Annotated in this window: 17 protein-coding genes; 8 read left to right on the top strand and 9 right to left on the bottom strand. The window is 59.7% G+C overall.

The window, feature by feature from the left end:
- The first annotated feature begins 37 nt into the window (after positions 1-37).
- Together HF679_RS24025 and gutQ are read left to right on the top strand one after the other, a co-directional pair.
- The gene (locus tag HF679_RS24025; protein WP_187042444.1) at positions 38-811 is read left to right on the top strand and encodes a DNA-binding transcriptional repressor; all 774 of its coding nucleotides are present in this window, start codon (positions 38-40) and stop codon (positions 809-811) included.
- Positions 804-1,769 carry an arabinose-5-phosphate isomerase GutQ gene (gene gutQ / locus HF679_RS24020; RefSeq protein WP_187042443.1) on the top strand — a complete coding sequence of 322 codons (966 nt, stop codon included), beginning with the start codon at positions 804-806 and terminating at the stop codon, positions 1,767-1,769. The genes HF679_RS24025 and gutQ overlap by 8 nt, the downstream gene beginning before the upstream one ends.
- Here gutQ and norR read toward each other — a convergent pair.
- On the bottom strand, positions 1,732-3,276 hold the full coding sequence (gene norR, locus HF679_RS24015) for a nitric oxide reductase transcriptional regulator NorR (protein ID WP_187042442.1): 1,545 nt from the start codon (positions 3,274-3,276) through the stop codon (positions 1,732-1,734). The genes gutQ and norR overlap by 38 nt on opposite strands.
- Before the next feature lie 187 nt (positions 3,277-3,463).
- On the opposite strand from norR, the gene norV reads away from it, so the two are divergent.
- Positions 3,464-4,900 (top strand): anaerobic nitric oxide reductase flavorubredoxin, encoded by a 1,437-nt coding sequence (norV, locus tag HF679_RS24010; protein ID WP_123756790.1) that lies wholly within the window; start codon positions 3,464-3,466, stop codon positions 4,898-4,900.
- Complete coding sequence (gene norW / locus HF679_RS24005; protein ID WP_187042441.1) at positions 4,897-6,030, top strand: NADH:flavorubredoxin reductase NorW; 1,134 nt, start codon at positions 4,897-4,899, stop codon at positions 6,028-6,030. Before norV ends, norW begins: the two co-directional genes overlap by 4 nt.
- A 709-nt stretch (positions 6,031-6,739) precedes the next feature.
- On the opposite strand, the gene HF679_RS24000 is transcribed toward norW, so the two are convergent.
- The 4 genes from HF679_RS24000 to HF679_RS23985 all read right to left on the bottom strand — a co-directional run bounded on the left by HF679_RS24000 (position 6,740) and on the right by HF679_RS23985 (position 11,685).
- The gene (locus HF679_RS24000) at positions 6,740-7,753 is read right to left on the bottom strand and encodes a HoxN/HupN/NixA family nickel/cobalt transporter (RefSeq protein ID WP_123756788.1); all 1,014 of its coding nucleotides are present in this window, start codon (positions 7,751-7,753) and stop codon (positions 6,740-6,742) included.
- Entirely contained in the window at positions 7,750-9,984 is a 2,235-nt protein-coding gene (hypF, locus tag HF679_RS23995) for a carbamoyltransferase HypF (protein ID WP_154143963.1), read from the bottom strand. The genes HF679_RS24000 and hypF overlap by 4 nt, the downstream gene beginning before the upstream one ends.
- A gap of 12 nt (positions 9,985-9,996) precedes the next feature.
- Positions 9,997-10,524, bottom strand: coding sequence for an electron transport protein HydN (gene hydN, locus HF679_RS23990; RefSeq protein ID WP_123756786.1), 528 nt, complete (start codon positions 10,522-10,524; stop codon positions 9,997-9,999).
- Positions 10,525-10,671: 147 nt separating this feature from the next.
- Positions 10,672-11,685 (bottom strand): LacI family DNA-binding transcriptional regulator, encoded by a 1,014-nt coding sequence (locus HF679_RS23985; protein ID WP_123756785.1) that lies wholly within the window; start codon positions 11,683-11,685, stop codon positions 10,672-10,674.
- Positions 11,686-11,950: 265 nt separating this feature from the next.
- On the opposite strand from HF679_RS23985, the gene ascF reads away from it, so the two are divergent.
- From ascF to HF679_RS23965, 4 genes are all read left to right on the top strand, one after another.
- Positions 11,951-13,393 carry a PTS cellobiose/arbutin/salicin transporter subunit IIBC gene (ascF, locus tag HF679_RS23980; protein WP_123756784.1) on the top strand — a complete coding sequence of 481 codons (1,443 nt, stop codon included), beginning with the start codon at positions 11,951-11,953 and terminating at the stop codon, positions 13,391-13,393.
- A gap of 26 nt (positions 13,394-13,419) precedes the next feature.
- Positions 13,420-14,844, top strand: coding sequence for a 6-phospho-beta-glucosidase (locus tag HF679_RS23975; RefSeq protein ID WP_154143964.1), 1,425 nt, complete (start codon positions 13,420-13,422; stop codon positions 14,842-14,844).
- A 191-nt stretch (positions 14,845-15,035) separates the two neighbouring features.
- Positions 15,036-15,329 carry a DUF1778 domain-containing protein gene (locus tag HF679_RS23970; protein ID WP_123756782.1) on the top strand — a complete coding sequence of 98 codons (294 nt, stop codon included), beginning with the start codon at positions 15,036-15,038 and terminating at the stop codon, positions 15,327-15,329.
- On the top strand, positions 15,326-15,817 hold the full coding sequence (locus HF679_RS23965) for a GNAT family N-acetyltransferase (RefSeq protein ID WP_187042440.1): 492 nt from the start codon (positions 15,326-15,328) through the stop codon (positions 15,815-15,817). Before HF679_RS23970 ends, HF679_RS23965 begins: the two co-directional genes overlap by 4 nt.
- A gap of 109 nt (positions 15,818-15,926) precedes the next feature.
- Here HF679_RS23965 and hycI read toward each other — a convergent pair whose 3' ends face one another.
- From hycI to HF679_RS23945, 4 genes are read right to left on the bottom strand one after another with little or no spacing between them, the layout of a single operon-like run.
- Positions 15,927-16,397: a hydrogenase maturation peptidase HycI gene (gene hycI, locus HF679_RS23960; protein ID WP_123756780.1), complete on the bottom strand. Its 471-nt coding sequence runs from the start codon at positions 16,395-16,397 to the stop codon at positions 15,927-15,929.
- A complete protein-coding gene (locus HF679_RS23955) occupies positions 16,390-16,800 on the bottom strand; it encodes a formate hydrogenlyase maturation HycH family protein (protein WP_123756779.1) in 411 nt (136 codons plus the stop codon). Before HF679_RS23955 ends, hycI begins: the two co-directional genes overlap by 8 nt.
- Positions 16,797-17,564 (bottom strand): NADH-quinone oxidoreductase subunit B family protein, encoded by a 768-nt coding sequence (locus HF679_RS23950; RefSeq protein WP_154143966.1) that lies wholly within the window; start codon positions 17,562-17,564, stop codon positions 16,797-16,799. Before HF679_RS23950 ends, HF679_RS23955 begins: the two co-directional genes overlap by 4 nt.
- Positions 17,564-18,106: a formate hydrogenlyase complex iron-sulfur subunit gene (locus HF679_RS23945; protein WP_123756777.1), complete on the bottom strand. Its 543-nt coding sequence runs from the start codon at positions 18,104-18,106 to the stop codon at positions 17,564-17,566. The genes HF679_RS23950 and HF679_RS23945 overlap by 1 nt, the downstream gene beginning before the upstream one ends.
- Positions 18,107-18,109: the final 3 nt, after the last annotated feature.

The following is an 18,109-nucleotide window of genomic DNA, read 5'->3' as shown; positions in this document are numbered from 1 at the left end:
CACTTCGAAACTTTACGCAAGATAGGATATTACTGCTATGAAACCACGTCAGCGCCAGGCCGCCATTCTTGAGCACCTGCAATCTCAGGGGAAATGCTCGGTTGAAGAGCTGGCGCAGCACTTCGATACCACCGGCACCACCATTCGCAAAGACCTGGTGATCCTCGAAAATGCCGGCACCGTGATTCGTACCTACGGCGGCGTGGTCCTCAACAAGGACGAACCCGATCCCCCTATCGATCACAAAACACTGATTAACACCGATAAAAAAGCGCGAATCGCCGAAATGGCGGTGCGCTATATCCATGACGGCGACTCGATCATCCTCGATGCCGGCAGCACGGTTCTGCAAATGGTGCCGCTGCTCAGCTGCTTCAACAACATCACGGTGATGACCAACAGCCTGCACATCGTTAATGCCCTCTCCGAGCTGGATAATGAACAAACGCTCCTGATGCCCGGCGGCACATTCCGCAAAAAATCGGCTTCCTTTCACGGCCAACTGGCGGAAAATGCGTTCGAACAGTTCAGCTTCGACAAGCTGTTTATGGGCACCGACGGCATCGACCTCAACGCGGGGGTCACCACCTTCAACGAGGTGTATACCGTCAGCAAAGCGATGTGCAATGCCGCCAGAGAAGTGATCCTGATGGCCGACTCATCAAAGTTTGGCCGTAAAAGCCCGAATATCGTCTGCGGCCTTGAGCGCGTAGATAAGCTGATTACCGATGCGGGTATCGACCCGGCCTTCCAGCGGGCGCTGGAAGCGCAAGGCATAGACGTGATTATTACTGGAGAAGAACATGAGTAACTTTCTGTTAGAAGCCGGACGCCAGACCCTGTTACTGGAGCTGCAGGAGGCCAGCCGCCTGCCTGACCGCCTGGGCGACGACTTCATCCGCGCGGCGGAAACCATCCTCCACTGCGAAGGAAAGCTGGTGGTCTCCGGTATCGGTAAATCAGGTCACATCGGCAAAAAGCTGGCCGCCACCTTCGCCAGTACCGGCACCCCGGCCTTTTTTGTCCATCCGGCGGAAGCGCTGCACGGCGACCTCGGGATGCTCGACGGCCGCGACGTGATGCTGTTTATCTCCTACTCCGGCGGCGCTAAAGAACTGGATCTCATCGTCCCACGTCTGGAAGAAAAAGCCATTCCGCTGCTGGCGATGACCGGCAAATCCACCTCGCCGCTGGCGCTGGCGGCAAAAGCAGTGCTGGATATCACCGTGGAGCGCGAAGCCTGCCCGATGCATCTGGCCCCGACCTCCAGCACCGTCAACACCCTGATGCTCGGCGACGCGCTGGCGATGGCGGTGATGCAGGCCCGCGGTTTCAATGAAGAAGATTTTGCCCGCTCGCACCCGGCCGGCGCCCTCGGCGCACGGCTGCTGAACAAGGTTCACCACCTGATGCGCCGTGATGGCGACGTGCCGCGGGTTCAGCTGGATACCCGGGTGATGGATGCAATGCTGGAACTCAGCCGCACCGGGCTGGGGCTGGTTGCCGTCTGCGATGAACAAAACCGCGTCCAGGGCGTCTTCACCGACGGCGACCTGCGCCGCTGGCTGGTAGGCGGCGGCACGCTGGACGATACCGTCAGCCAGGCGATGACCCGTAACGGCGTCACCCTGCAGGCCGAAAGCCGCGCGGTAGAAGCCAAAGAGCGGCTGATGAAGCACAAAATCAGCGCCGCGCCGGTGGTCGATGAAAACGGCCTTCTGGTGGGCGCCATTAACCTACAGAACTTTTATCAGGCCGGGATCCTTTAAGCCCCAGACGCTTCGCCAGCCGATGCAGGTTGGCGACGTCCAGCTCCAGCGCCCGGGCCGCCGCCGCCCAGTTACGCTGGTTATCCGCTAAAGCGCGGGAAATCGCCTCGCGCTGGAACGTCTCGGTTGCCTCGCGCAGATTAATCGTCTGTTGCAGCGCAACCGGCGTTGCGACAGGCGGCAGCGACGTTGCGGCAGCAAACTGAAAATGGTGTGGCTCCAGCCGCACCTCATCCGCCGTCTGGGTCGCCCGCGCCAGCACCACCGCACGATGAATAGCATGTTCCAGCTCGCGCACGTTGCCCGGCCACGGCGCCTTACGCAGCCCCGAGCGCGCCGCATCGCTGAGCACCACCTGCCCTAACCCCATGCGTAACCGACACTGCTCGCAGAAATAGCCGGCCAGCAGCACCACGTCATCTTCCCGCTCGCGCAGCGCCGGCACCGACAGCGGGAACACGCTCAGGCGGTGATAGAGATCGGCACGAAAGCGGCCTTCAACCACCTCCTGGCGCAGGTCGCGGTTGGTGGCCGCCAGCACCCGCACGTTAACCCGCAGGCTGCGGTCATCCCCTACCCGCTGAATATCGCCATACTGCAGTACCCGCAGCAGCTTGGCCTGCAGCGCCAGCGACAGCTCGCCAATCTCATCGAGGAACAGGGTGCCGTTATCGGCCATTTCAAACTTGCCGCTGCGGTTGCTGATCGCCCCGGTAAAGGCCCCTTTCACATGCCCGAACAGCTCGCTTTCCGCCACGCTCTCCGGCAGCGCCGCGCAGTTCAGATAGATCAGCGGATTGGCTGCCCGGGACGATCCCTGATGCAGCGCTTTCGCCACCAGCTCTTTGCCGGTGCCGGTTTCGCCGCTGATCAAGACGTTCAAATCCGAGGCGGCGACGATATCGATCTCTTTTTTCAGCTGCACCATCGGCGCCGACAGGCCGATTATTTCCTGATGGTCCGGGGGCGTATAGCGCACGCTCGCCTCCGGCAGCACGTTCTGATTCTCAAGCCGCGCGATAAGCAGCGCGTTATTCAGCGCTCCCGCCACCAGCGCCGCGATCAGGCGCAGTGCTTCATCGCTGAAGCTATCGAAGCGGTCGGCCTCCATACCGTCGAGGGTTAGCGCGCCAATCAGGGTCTGCCCGGCAAACAGCGGAAGCCCCACGCAGGCGTGCACCTTCAGGCTCTCATGGCCGGGGATCAGGCCATCATAGGGGTCCGGCAGATCGCTGTCCGCCGGGAAACGCACCACATCGCCGGCGCGGGCAATCGCCTCCAGCCGTGGGTGGCCCGCCAGCGCAAAACGTCGCCCCAGCACATCTTCAGCCAGGCCGTCGATCGCCAGCGGCACAAACTGATGTGCCTCGTAGCGCAGCAGCGCCGAGGCGTCGCAGCCCAGCACCTGGCGCAGGGTCGTAATCAGGCGGGAAAAGCGGTCGGCATGGCCGATATCGCTTTGTAAATCAATGGCGATCTTCGCCAGCACGTCCACGGAAAAGCGCATCGCGGCCTCATTGTCATTTTGACACCAGTCATGGTCATAACGACTATTTTAACCGCTGTCATTTTGACATCAACCGGTTTGATAAAAAAACATAAAACACAACAAAATCAATATATTAAAAAACTGGCACGCAACTTGATATAGGTAACTCATCGTATCTGAACATGCTGTATAAATTGAGGTTGCTATGTCTATTGTGGTGAAAAATAACATTCATTGGGTCGGCCAGCGTGACTGGGAAGTGCGTGATTTCCACGGTACCGAATACAAAACGTTGCGCGGCAGCAGCTACAACAGCTACCTGATCCGCGAAGAAAAAAATGTGCTGATTGATACCGTGGATCATAAATTCAGCCGCGAGTTCGTGCAGAACCTGCGCAGCGAAATCGATCTCGCGGATATCGACTACATCGTCATTAACCATGCGGAAGAAGACCATGCCGGCGCGTTGACCGAGCTGATGAACAGCATTCCGGACACGCCGATTTACTGCACCGCCAACGCTATCGATTCCATTACCGGCCATCACCATCACCCGGAATGGAATTTCAACGTGGTGAAAACCGGCGACGCGCTGGATATCGGCAACGGCAAGCAGCTGATTTTCGTGGAAACCCCGATGCTGCACTGGCCGGACAGCATGATGACCTACATGACCGGCGACGCGGTGCTGTTCAGCAACGACGCCTTCGGCCAGCACTACTGCGACGAGCACCTGTTTAATGATGAAGTGGACCAGAACGAACTGTTCGAACAGTGCCAGCGCTACTACGCCAACATCCTGACCCCGTTCAGCCGCCTGGTGACGCCCAAAATTACCGAGATCCTCGGCTTCAACCTGCCCGTCGATATGATCGCCACCTCGCACGGCGTGGTCTGGCGCGATAACCCGACCCAGATCGTCGAGCTGTACCTGAAATGGGCGGCGGATTATCAGGAAGATCGCATCACCCTGTTCTACGACACCATGTCCAACAATACCCGCATGATGGCGGATGCTATCGCTCAGGGCATCACCGAAGTTGACCCTAACGTGGCGGTAAAAATCTTCAACGTCGCCCGCAGCGATAAGAACGATATCCTCACCAACGTGTTCCGTTCAAAAGGGGTGCTGGTGGGTACCTCCACCATGAATAACGTGATGATGCCGAAAATCGCCGGCCTGGTGGAAGAGATGACCGGCCTGCGTTTTCGTAACAAACGTGCCAGCGCTTTTGGCTCGCACGGCTGGAGCGGCGGCGCGGTGGACAGACTGTCTACCCGCTTACAGGATGCTGGTTTTGAAATGTCCCTGAGCCTGAAGGTCAAATGGCGCCCGGACCTCGACGCGCTGGCGTTGTGTCGCGAGCATGGCCGGCAGATTGCCCGCCAGTGGGCCCTCTCCCCGCTGCCGGTTGCCGCCGCACCCGCCGCACCGGAGCAGAACGCCTGCGCCGCGGCAGTAGACATGGGCCCCACCATGCAGTGCAGCGTCTGCCAGTGGATTTACGATCCGGCAAAAGGCGAACCGAACCAGCAGGTGCAGCCAGGTACGCCGTGGAGCGAGGTTCCGGACGACTTCCTGTGCCCGGAATGCTCCCTGGGTAAAGAGGTCTTTGACGTGCTGGCAACGGAGGCCAAATGAGCGAAGGTATCGTCATCATCGGCTCGGGCTTCGCGGCCCGTCAGCTGGTGAAAAACATCCGTAAGCAGGATCCGCAGGTTCCGCTGACCCTGATCGCAGCCGACAGCATGGATGAGTACAACAAACCGGACCTCAGCCATGTGGTCAGCCGTGGTCAAAGCGCCGACGACCTGACCCTGCAAACGGCCGGTGAGTTTGCCGAGCAGTACAATCTGCGCCTGTTTCCGCATACCTGGGTCAGCGATATCGACGCCGAAAACCAGTTGGTGAAGAGCCAGGACCGCGAGTGGCGCTATGACAAGCTGGTGCTGGCGACCGGTGCCGCGCCGTTTGTCCCGCCGGTGCCGGGGCGCGAGTTGATGCTGACCCTGAACAGCCAACGGGAATATGGCGCGGCGCACAGCCAGCTGCGCGATGCCCGGCGGGTGCTGATCGTCGGCGGCGGGCTGATTGGCTGCGAGCTGGCGATGGATTTCTGCCGCGCCGGCAAAGCAGTGACGGTCGTTGACCACGCCGCCAGCGTGCTGTCGGCGCTGATGCCGCCGGAGGTCAGCAGCCGCCTGCAGCACCGGATGATCGGGATGGGCATTCATCTGCTGTTGCAAACCGGGCTTGCGGGCCTCGAACAGCAGGCCGATGGTATTCACGTGGCCCTCGCGGGTGAACGTTCAACGGTCGTCGATGCGGTAGTGGCCGCCGTCGGCCTGCGTCCGGAAACGGCGCTGGCGCGTCATGCAGGGGTGGAGATCCAGCGCGGGGTAGTGGTGAATCGCCAGCTGCAAACCAGCCATCCGGCGATTTATGCCCTCGGCGATTGCGCGGAGATCGACGGCAAAGTGCTGCCATTTCTGCAGCCGATTATGCTCAGCGCCATGTGCCTGAGTAAAAACCTGCTGGGACAGTCGGGAGAGCTGAGGTTGCCGCCGATGCTGGTGAAGGTCAAAACGCCGGATTTACCGCTGCACCTGGCAGGCGAAACCCAGCGTGACGATTTAACATGGAATATTGTTGCCGCCAAAGACGGTCTGGTCGCGAAAGGCATTGACGCCGACAACCAGCTACGCGCGTTTGTGGTCAGCGAGGACCGCATGAAAGACGCCTTTGCCCTGCTCAAGCAGCTGGTCAGTTAACCTTATTCCCGGAGGCGGCGCGCTGCGCCTGTCCGGGCTACAGGACATACGCCATCAGGTAGCCCGGACAGGTGCGTAGCACCGCCTCCGGGGAAAACATCACCGCGCCAGGTTATCGTACCCGCCCAGCCCGTAGCCCGGACAGGTGCGCAGCGCCGCCTCCGGGAAAGACATCACCGCGCCAGGTCATCGTACCTGCCCAGCCCGTAGCCCGGACAGGTGCGCAGCGCCGCCTCCGGGGAAAACATCACCGCGCCAGATTATCGTACCCGCGCCAGGTTATCGTACCCGCCCAGCCCGTAGCCCGGACAGGGGCGCAGCGCCGCCTCCGGGGAAAACATCACCGCGCCAGGTCATCGTACCCGCCCAGCCCGTAGCCCGGACAGGGGCGCAGCCCCGCCTCCGGGGAAAACATCACCGCGCCAGGTCATCGTACCCGCCCAGCCCGTAGCCCGGACAGGGGCACAGCACCGCCTCCGGGAAAGACATCACCGCGCCAGGTCATCGTACCCGCCCAGCCCGTAGCCCGGACAGGGGCGCAGCGCCGCCTCCGGGGAAAACATCACCGCGCCAGGTCATCGTACCCGCCCAGCCCGTAGCCCGGACAGGGGCGTAGCACCGCCTCCGGGGAAAACATCACCGCGCCAGGTTATCGTACCCGCCCAGCCCGTAGCCCGGACAGGGGCGCAGCGCCGCCTCCGGGAAAGCATCACCGCGCCAGATTATCGTACCCGCGCCAGCGGTAGTTGAGCACCGACAGCACCCAGCAGGCGACGAACAGCCCGACCACCACAAACCCGGCATCGCCGAGATTATCGTTCAGCGCGCCAACCCAGCGCCACAGACCGCCGCTGAGCGAAAACTTATCCATCAGCAGCCCCAGAGCCTCCAGCCCGCCGATAAACAGCGCCACCACCACCGAGGTCCCGGTAATAGTCATATTGTAATAGAGCTTGCGCTGCGGCTTGCTGAATGCCCAACCGTACGCGCCCACCATCAACACGTTGTCGATGGTATCCACCAGCGCCATTCCGCTGGCAAACAGCGCCGGGAAGACCATGATGGACCAGATGGACATCCCGCTCGAAGCGCTGGCGGCAGAAATGCCCAGCACGCCGATTTCGGTGGCGGTATCAAACCCCAGTCCGAACAGGAAACCTACCAGATACATCTGCCAGCTGCGGCTAATCAGACGGAAGGTCTTGCCAAACAGCCAGCTCATCATGCCGCCGCCGGTCACCACCTCATCGCTGACGCTACCGCCCTTCTTCCACGCCTGAAAACTGCGCCAGACGCTACGTAAAATCACCAGGTTCACAAACGCCATCAGCAATAAAAACAGCGCCGACACCGCGGTGCCGATTACGCTGCCGGTATCATGAAACCAGCTCATCTGTTGCCCGAACGCGGTGGCCGTCGCGGCAATGGCCGCCGAGGCCAGCACCACAATCGACGAATGGCCTAATGAAAACCACGCCCCGACGCCGAAAGGCCGCCGTCCCTGCTGCATCATTTTGCGAGTGACGCTATCAATGGCCGCGATATGATCGGCATCCACCGCATGACGCAGGCCATATCCCCACGCCAGCAGGCTGGCCGCCATCAGCGCGCCGCTCTCGCCAAACGCCTGCCAGGCCCAGATCCAGGCCAATACATTCGCCAGAATCAGCCCCCCAACCAGCACCGCGGCTCGCGGCTGCTGGCGTAAAATCGTCACTATCATGGTGATGTCCTGTGAGCCTGCCAGCGCGCGGCGGCAACGACCGCCTGACCATAGGCGATCGCCCCATCTCCGGCAGGTAACTGTTGCGGAAACAGCAGAGTAAAATCCGCCAGATAAAACGTCAATCGGGAGACCAGTAAGCGGTTGTGTAGCACCCCGCCGCTAAAGGCCAGGGTCGTCACGCCGCGCGACGTGGCGCAATCCCGGAGCATCGCCGCCAGCCCGCAGGCCAGCGCATCATGAAATGCCCAGGCTTTCTGTTCCCGCGTAGCCTGCCACTCCAGCCATTGCTTCCAGAACACGGCCAGATCCAGCGTGCCGTCGCGCCAGGGAATACTGACCGGGTGGGCAACGCCTTCGCAGGTCGTCGCCAGCGCTTCCAACTGACAGGCCGCCTCACCTTCATAGCTCAGGCTGTCCGGGGCGCACGCCAGGGCGCAGGCCACCGCGTCAAACAGTCGACCACAGGAGGACGCCAGCGGCGCATTGATTCCCCGCGCGATGGCCTGCGCCAGCAGCGGCCAGTTGTGCTGATGCAGCGCGGCGGTTTCAGCATAGTTCTGCCACTGCGGCAAAAACGCCAGGCACTGCGCCAGCAAATTGCGCCATGGCTGACGGGCCGCCAGATCGCCCCCTGGCAGCGCCACCGCCGGCAATCCGCCAAGACGTTCACACTCGCGGTAGTTAACCCGTAAGCACTCCCCGCCCCACAGCGCACCGTTTTCCCCCATGCCGATACCGTCGAGCACCAGGGCGATAACATCGCCGCCGTCCAACGGCCAGCCGTGTTCCGCCAGGCAGGCGGCAGCATGGGCATGATGATGGAGGACGTTGTCGACCGGCAGGGTCAGCGATGCTGCCCACTGCGAGGCGCGATAGCCGGGATGGGCGTCGGCCACCACCCGCTGCGGCGTAAAAGCATAAATATCCTGCATCAGGTGCAGCGCCTCACGCCACTGCGCTTCAACTCCTTCATCGCCGAGATCGCCAAAGTGCTGGCTCAGCACCGCCCGATCGCCACGCGCCAGGCAAAAGGTATTTTTCATGTCGCCGCCGAGACACAGCAGCGGCGGCACGTCATGAAACCCCGGCGGCAGCGGCATCGCATCCGGTACGTAGCCGCGCGAGCGGCGCAACATTTCGCCGCTTTGGCGTATCACCGAGTCGTCCATACGCTGGACAATGTCACGGTTGTGCAGCAGAAAACCGTCGGCAATCCCCGCCAGGTCGCGCAGCGCGTCGGCGTTGTTTAACGCCGGTGGCCGCCCGCTGAGGTTGCCGGAAGTCATCACAACAGGGTGCGCCAGTGCCTGTAAAACCAGATGCTGCAGCGGATTAGACGGCAGCATCACCCCCACTTCTTTCAGCGCTGGCGCAATCTCATCACACAGGCCAACCACCTGTGATTTATCTGTCAGTACGATGGGGGCCGCGGGCGTGGTCAGTAAAGCCAACGCCGCCGACGGGAGCCCTTCGGTCACTGGCAGCATCACCGCCAACGGCTTCGCCGGGCGATGTTTACGAAGACGTAAGGCGGTCACCGCCTGGGAATTACCGGCGTCACAGACCAGGTGAAAGCCGCCGAGTCCTTTCATGGCCACAATCTGGCCGCGCTTCAGGCGCTGAATCGCCATCTGGAGTGCCGCCTCACCGTACAACACCTCGCCCTCGGCACGCCATTCCAGCTGCGGGCCGCAGTCGGCACAGGCGACCGGCTGGGCATGAAAACGACGGTCGGCAGGGTTGCGATATTCCGCCTCGCAGGCGGGACAGAGCGGAAACGGCGCCATCGAGGTTGACGGCCGGTCATAGGGCATCGCGCGAATAATAGTGAAGCGTGGACCGCAGTGGGTGCAGTTAATAAACGGGTAGCGATAGCGGCGCTCTTGCGGGTTATTCATCTCCGCAAGGCAGGCCGGACAGGTGGCAGCATCCGGGACAATCTGGGTTCGCATACTCCCACCCTCGCTGTGGCGGATCGCGAAATCCTCAGGCAGCGTCTGCCAGTGGAATGGCGCACTCTGCACGCTATCAATGCGCGCCAGCGGCGGACACTGCTGAACCAGCGCGGCAACAAACGCCGTCTCATCGCCGACGATGCGCACCAGCACCCCGTCGCCGTCATTGCAGACATCGCCACGCAGCCCGAGCTGCCGGGCCTGCTGCCAGACGAAGGGGCGGAATCCCACCCCCTGGACTTTACCGCGAATGCGAATTTGCACCCCGTTCATGATGCTGACGCCTTACCAGGCCAGCGCCGTGCGGCGACGTTTTTCGATATTCATCTGCTCAAGCTTATTGCGGTCGACGCAGATCAGCGCGTGGGTCGGGCAGGCGTCCATACAGGCCGGGCCGGCTTCACGGTGATGGCAGAGATCGCATTTGTTGGCTTCGGCTTTTTCCGCCATGACGTTCAGTCCGGCGCCGCTATGACGGATAACCGGGCGCACCACGACTTCCATCGCGCCATACGGGCAAGCCACGACGCAGGTTTTACAACCGATACAGCGCTCCTGCATCACGTGAATAAACCCTTTATCCCGGCTGATCGCGCCGTTTGGACACACGTTCGCGCAGGGTGCGTCTTCACATTGGCGGCAGGCGGTCGCAGTGGAGACGTTAACGCCTTTGATCACGTGGATACGCGGTAAGAAGGATTTGGGCGTCAGCGCCGCGCAGTCCTGATTTTCCTGATGAGAGACCACACAGGCCACTTCACAGGTGCGGCAGCCAATGCATTTGCTCGCGTCGGCAATAATGAAACGGTTCATCCATTTCTCCAGCAGTAAGAAGGTTACGCGGCGGAGTATGCATAATACGTTCCAACTTTTATCATTATGATAATAAAGGGAATTAACCACAGGGTTGCGGGAGGGAGATTCTGTCATCGTCACATCTGACGATGACAGATGTCGACGTCAGGCGTCGGGGCCGGCGGCTATCGAGTCGCGCTCAATCAGCTCGCCGGGGAAGGTCTGCTGATATTTTAAATCGCCGCCGTCGAGCATAAAGATCAGCCGGTTAATGGTCTCTTTGATCATTTCCGTCACCGGGACTTTAACGCTGGAGAGCGCCGGAACCATATACGGCGCCAGCACGATGTCATCGAAACCGATCACCGACACCTCTTCCGGCACCTTGATACCCTGCAGATGCAGCTGCTTCATGGCGCCAATCGCCATATCATCGTTGCTCGCCACCAGCGCGCTGTAACGGGCATCACGTTGGCGCAGGGTTTCCACGCCCGCGGCGCCGGTTTCCGGGGTCCACTTCCCTTCGACAATCAGATCGTTATTCAGCGCAATACCGTGCTGCGCCAGCGCATCTTTGTAGCCGGAAAGACGCTCAATCCCGGTCGGCGAATCCAGCGAACCGGTAATAAACGCGATATCGCGGTGGCCGCGGGCAATCAGTTTTTCCACCGCCGCCAGGGCCGAGGCTTTTTGATCGGACCAGACGCAATGGCTGGCGTTACGCCGCAGGCGGCGGTTGAGCACCATGATCGGCTGGGTGTGGTTCTCAACGATGTCATCCATCTGATCGACGCTGAGAAAGCGGGGATAGATAATGATCGCGTCGCAGCGCAGGTCGAGCAGATACTGAATCGCCTCGCGCTCCTCTTCGGCACTGTGCTTGCCGTCGGCCAGAATCAGCTGCCGCCCTTTGTCTTCCGCCATTCGCGCGACGTGAAACAGCAGTTCGCTGAAATAGACCCCGTGATAGAGGGTATTGGTCACCACCAGCCCCAGCGTCTGGCTCTTTTTGGTGGCCAGATTGCGCGCCAGCAGATTGGGCCGGTATCCGCTTTCCGCCACCGCCTGGAATACGCGATCTTTCGTGTCCTGACTGACATAGCCGTTGCCCGATAACACCCGGGACACGGTCGCTTTCGACACCCCCGCGCGTTTCGCTACCTCCAGCATCGTTGCCATGTTGTTCTTCCTGTTGCAAAAGATGCCCGCAGTGTACTGCACGTCTCGCTTTTTTACAGCGTTGACCCTCGTCACGATGGACTCTTTTTCACCTCACAAGGCGATCAAAATCACAAAACGGAAAACTGATTTTTTTAGATCTTGTATGAATCAATGAAACTCATCATGATTTTGTGGAACCGGTTTCCTATGTATCGACCACGTCCCCCGTTTTGATGGGGCGATAACAAGCCAGTACCCTATTGATTAAACAGGATAAAATCCGATGTCGAAAAATTATGCAGCCCTGGCGCAGCAAATACTGACGGCAACAGGCGGGATTGAAAACATCGCCGCCGTCACCCACTGCATGACCCGCCTGCGTTTTGTCGTCAAAGATAATGCGCGGGTGGATAGCGCTGCGTTGAAGAGCCTGAAAGGGGTGCTCGGCGTGGTACAGAGCGATAACCAGTGTCAGGTGATCATCGGCAATACCGTCTCTCAGGCGTATCGCGAAGTCGTCAACCTGCTGCCGGGCGACATGCGTCCCGCAGAACCGCAGGGCAAAGCGCCGCTGACGTTCAGACGCATCGGCGCCGGGATCCTCGACGCGCTGATCGGCACCATGTCACCACTGATCCCGGCGATTATCGGCGGATCGATGGTGAAACTGCTGGCGATGATCCTTGAGATGAGCGGCGTACTGCCAAAAGGGGCGCCAACTCTGACGATCCTGACGGTGATCGGCGATGGCGCGTTCTTCTTCCTGCCGCTGATGGTGGCTGCCTCCGCCGCGGTCAAATTCAAAACCAATATGTCGCTGGCCATCGCCATTGCCGGGGTTCTGGTGCACCCGAGCTTTATCGAACTGATGGCCAAAGCGGCCCAGGGCGAGCATGTTGAATTCGCCTTTATCCCGGTGACGGCGGTGAAATATACCTACACCGTGATCCCGGCGCTGGTGATGACCTGGTGTCTGTCCTATATCGAACGCTGGGTCGATCGCATCACCCCGGCGGTCACCAAAAACTTCCTTAAACCGATGCTGATCGTGCTGATTGCCGCCCCGCTGTCGATTCTGCTGATTGGCCCGATCGGTATCTGGATCGGCACCGCGATATCCGCGCTGGTGTACACCGTGCACAGCTATCTGGGCTGGCTGTCGGTGGCCATTATGGGGGCGCTCTGGCCGCTGCTGGTAATGACCGGGATGCACCGGGTCTTTACCCCAACCATTATTCAGACCATTGCCGAAACCGGTAAAGAGGGCATGGTTATGCCGTCAGAAATCGGTGCTAACCTGTCGCTAGGCGGCTCGTCGCTGGCGGTGGCCTGGAAAACCAAAAACCCGGAACTGCGTCAGACGGCGCTGGCAGCAGCGGCCTCCGCGATTCTGGCCGGGATTTCCGAGCCGGCGCTGTACGGTGTCGCGGTGCGGCTGAAACGCCCGCTCATCGCCAGCCTGATCAGCGGCTTTATCTGCGGCGCGGTGGCCGGTATCGCCGGGCTTGCCAGCCACTCGATGGCGGCACCGGGCCTGTTTACCAGCGTGCAGTTCTTCGACCCGGCCAATCCGATGACCATCGTGTGGGTCTTTGGGGTGATGGCGCTGGCGGTGGTCCTGTCGTTTATCCTGACTCTGGTACTCGGCTTCGAAGATATTCCGGTTGAAGAGGCTGCCGCCGACGCCAGACAGCGTCAGGCCAGCATTCAAGCAACACACGCCTGAACACAATATTGATAACGAGGTAACGCATGGCGACTTTCCCACAGGGATTTTTATGGGGCGGCGCACTGGCCGCCAACCAGTCTGAAGGGGCCTATATGGAAGGCGGAAAAGGGCTGACCACGGTCGATACGATCCCTCATGGCGCAAACCGCCTGCCGGTAAAACTGGGGCTCGAGAAGCGTTTTACGCTGCGCGACGATGAGTTTTATCCGAGCCACGAGGCCATCGATTTTTATCATCGTTATAAAGACGACATTGCCCTGATGGCGGAGATGGGATTCAGCGTGTTCCGCACCTCGATTGCCTGGAGCCGTCTGTTCCCGAAAGGCGATGAGCAGGAACCGAACGCCGAAGGGATCGCCTTCTACCGTTCACTGTTCGAGGAGTGCAAAAAGCACAATATCGAGCCGCTGGTGACGCTGTGCCATTTCGATGTGCCGATGCATCTGGTGACCGAATATGGCTCCTGGCGTAACCGTCAGATGGTAACCTTTTTCAGCCACTACGCCCGCACCTGTTTTGAAGCCTTTGACGGGTTAGTAAAATACTGGCTGACCTTCAACGAAATCAACATCATGCTTCACAGCCCCTACTCCGGCGCCGGGCTGGTGTTCGAAGAGGGCGAAAACCAGGAGCAGGTGAAGTACCAGGCGGCGCACCATGAGCTTATCGCCAGCGCCCTGGTGACCAAAATCGCCCACGAGGTAAACCCGCACAATCAGGTCGGCTGTATGCTGGCGGGCGGCAATTTTTATCCTTATTCCTGTAAGCCGGAAGACGTGTGGATGGCGCTGGAAAAGGATCGCGAAAACCTGTTCTTTATTGATGTGCAGGCGCGCGGTGCCTACCCGGTGTGGGCGGCGCGGGTGTTCCGCGAAAAAGGGGTGGTTATTGCCAAAGAGCCGGGTGACGATGAGATCCTCAAGCACACCGTCGATTTTGTCTCCTTCAGCTATTATGCCTCGCGTTGTGCGTCGGCAGAGATGAACGCCAACAATACCAACGCCGCCAATATCGTGAAATCGCTGAAGAACCCGCATATTCAGGCCAGCGAATGGGGCTGGGGTATCGACCCGCTCGGCCTGCGTATCACCATGAACATGATGTATGACCGCTACCAGAAGCCGCTGTTCCTGGTGGAGAACGGCCTCGGCGCGCGGGATGAGATTGACGCCAACGGCGAGATCAACGACGACTACCGCATCAGCTATCTGCGCGAGCATATTAAAGCCATGGGCGATGCCATCGAAGACGGCATTCCGGTGATGGGCTACACCAGCTGGGGTTGTATTGACCTGGTGGCCGCCTCTACCGGCGAGATGAGCAAGCGCTACGGTTTTATCTACGTTGACCGCGACGATGCCGGGAACGGTACCCTCGTGCGCAAGCGCAAGAAATCGTTCTGGTGGTACAAAAAGGTCATTGCCAGCAACGGCGAAGACCTGGCGTAAAGATTGCCCCGTCACCTCAAGGTTATCCCTTGTTTTTCTGAGAAATAAAATAGCCTAATGGGCCAGGCTCTAAGTGAGGGGGAAATACTCTCCCTCCCCTGCAGTACGCTGTCCTTTCATTGTTGTGTACTGACATTTGCGTTACGCATGCTGTATAATTACTATCCATAGCAACACCAGAGGATGACATCATGCCGACCGCAAACAGCATGTCCATTAAGCGCGAAACGTTAAATCTGCGTATCAAGCCCGCCGAGCGCGATCTGATCGATCGGGCGGCGAAAGCCAAAGGTAAAAACCGGACTGATTTTGTACTGGAAGCCGCCCGCGCCGCCGCTGAAGAAGCACTGCTCGAACAACGCATCATTATGGCCGACCCGGAGGCGTATCAGGAGTTTCTCACTCGCCTCGATCAGCCCCCTGCGTCTAATGCCGCGCTGCGTAAAACCATGCAAACCCCGGCGCCCTGGGAGCAGGAAAAGTGATCGCCGCCCCTGAGCCACTTCACGCCGGGCATATTCTTAGCGTATTCTGCTGCGGCGTGGATTCTATGGATAACTGGCTGAAACAGCGGGCAATGAAAAATCAGATGAGTGGTGCATCCCGCACATTTGTCTGTTGTGACGGCGATGCAAAAGTCATGGCGTATTACTCGCTGGCTTCCAGCGCGGTGACGACAAATGCGGCACCCGGTCACATTCGCCGTAATATGCCCGACCCGATCCCAGTGGTGGTCCTGGGCCGTCTGGCGGTAGATAACGCTCTGCACGGAAAGGGCGTAGGACGAGCGTTAATAAGGGATGCCGGACTGAGGGTTATTCAGGTAGCGGAAACTATCGGTATTCGCGGAATGCTGGTTCACGCGCTATCGAATGAAGCGCGGGAGTTTTATCTGCGGTCAGGGTTTGAGCCATCGCCGATAGACCCGATGATACTGATGGTGACATTGCGGGATTTGCAGGAGAGTGTGTGACCGCGTCTGTTATCCTCACATCCAGAGACACTCTGCATTTGTTGCCGGAGAAGCGTTCTCCGGCATTCTCTTCCTGACCCCTGTTCAGGCCAGGTCTTAGCGTAAAAACTTAATCTTCCGGCGCTTCCAGCGCGGCAAAGCCGCCCTGTCCTTGCCAGCCGTTCAGCTTGTGATACACCACTTCCACCGCCTCTTTAATCGGCTGGGTCATCGGGTAGTAAAACCCGACGATATCCGGCTGAATGCCTAAGAAGATCACCTCGCCAACGTCCTCTTTCAGCTGGTCGATCAGATAGTTGAGCGGCATATTGTGGGTGGTCATCATAAACATCTCGGCGATATCGTCAGGGTCGACAATGCGGATCTCGCCGGGGTTCAGCCCCATATCGGTGGCATCGACAATCAACAGCCGAGTAGGATGCAGTTCGCGGATCGCCACGATGTCATTTTCCGGCGCGCTGCCGCCATCAATCACCACCCAGTCGCCCTGCGGGTTGGCGGCACACATTTCCGCCAGCAGCGGACCGGCGCCGTCGTCGCCCATCATGCTGTTGCCGACACAGAGTAAAACGTCAGTCACGGAGTCTCCTCACCATCAGGTAGATGGCGCTTTCCTGGTGAATATCATGCAGCATGCTGAGCATCGTTTTGCTCCATGCCTGCTGCTGTGCAGTCTGCCCGGCCTGGGCTTTATCGAAAGCATTCGCGAGCATCACCACGTGGTTACTGTCGATGACAATCTCGCCATACTTCGGCACCCCTTCCATTTTGCGCCGCGCGGTACTTCCTGCTTCGAGCGTGCCAATCCATGCCAGATACTCATCCCACGGGCAGCTCAGCGCCGTCTCCAGACAGTCGATAACGCCGAGGTGGTGGCCAATCGCCAGGCTGTAATAGACCACCTGCTGCGCCTGATCCGGCGTGGCATCGTTCTCATCAATAAATTTACGGCTCAGCTGACTGAACACCACCGTCTCGCTCATCGGATACGCGTCTCCTCAACCACCTGATTCAGATGGGTAATAATCTCGGTCAGACGCGGATCTTTTTCCGCCTCCAGCCACCGCAGCACCTGGTTATCGCCCTGCCCCAGCAGCCGCATATAGTCGTCGGCGATCTGGCGGCCGTAGCGATAGCCCGCCAGGCGCCGCGCTTCGCGGTCGATGCGAACGCGCAGCGGCTGCACCATGTTCGGGTGCAGGATCTCCGCCGCTTTGTCGTCTTCTTCACCCGGCAGACGCGCATGAATTTTCTGCTCCAGCAGACCCAGCGCCATCGCAAAGCCGTACAGCGTAGCGGCAGGCGTCGGCGGGCAGCCTGGGATATAAACATCCACCGGCACGATTTTGTCGGTGCCGCCCCAGACGCAGTACAGGTCGTGGAAAATACCGCCGCTATTGCCGCAGGCGCCGTAGGAGATACAGATTTTCGGGTCCGGTGCTGACTGCCATGCCCGCAGCGCCGGCGAGCGCATAGCGCGCGTGACCGCGCCGGTAAACAGCAGAATATCGGCATGGCGCGGCGACGGAACCACCTTGATCCCGAAGCGTTCGGCATCAAACAGCGGCGAAAGCGTGGCGAAAATCTCGATTTCACAGCCGTTGCAGCCGCCGCAGTCCACGCGGTAAACGTAGGCGGAACGCTTAATTTTCTTCAGCAGCGATGCCTTCATGCTGGCAATGGATTCATCCACCGTCATCGGCACCGGAATGCCGTTATCATCGCGCGGGCCTAATAAGTTGCTCATCAGCTGGCCTCTCTCATATGACGAGTCAGTTCAATACGGTCGGACGGCACCAGGCATTTCTGGCGCTTGCACTCCGGGCAGGTCTCAAAGCTTTCGCGATGCAGTTCGGCGCGGGAATCACCGTTGTGCTTGAGCAGCGCAATGGCGTAATCGATCTCCTTCTGCACCGCAAACGGCCGTTCGCACACCCGGCAATGGCAGATGTCGAAACGCGACTGCTGGAGGAAATCCTCTTTCTTCCACACCGCCAGCTCATACTCCTGCGAAAGCTTAATCGCCGTCGTCGGGCAGACCTCTTCGCAGCGTCCGCAGAAGATGCAGCGCCCGAGATTGAACTGCCACGCCAGCTCGTTCGTCGCCAGATCGGTTTCCACCGTCAGGGCGTTGGACGGGCAGGCATTGACGCAGGCCGCGCAGCCGATGCACTGCTGCGGGCTGTGCTCCGGCTTGCCGCGGAAGTTTTTATCTACCGGCATCGGCTCCAGCGGATAGGAGTGGGTCGCATTCCCGGTCTTAATGACTTTCTTGATAAAGGTAAACATGGC

This window comes from Enterobacter sp. JUb54, from assembly GCF_014298075.1.
GTDB classification, from domain to species: Bacteria; Pseudomonadota; Gammaproteobacteria; order Enterobacterales; family Enterobacteriaceae; genus Klebsiella; species Klebsiella lignicola.
This window is presented reverse-complemented; position numbering and strand designations above follow the sequence as displayed.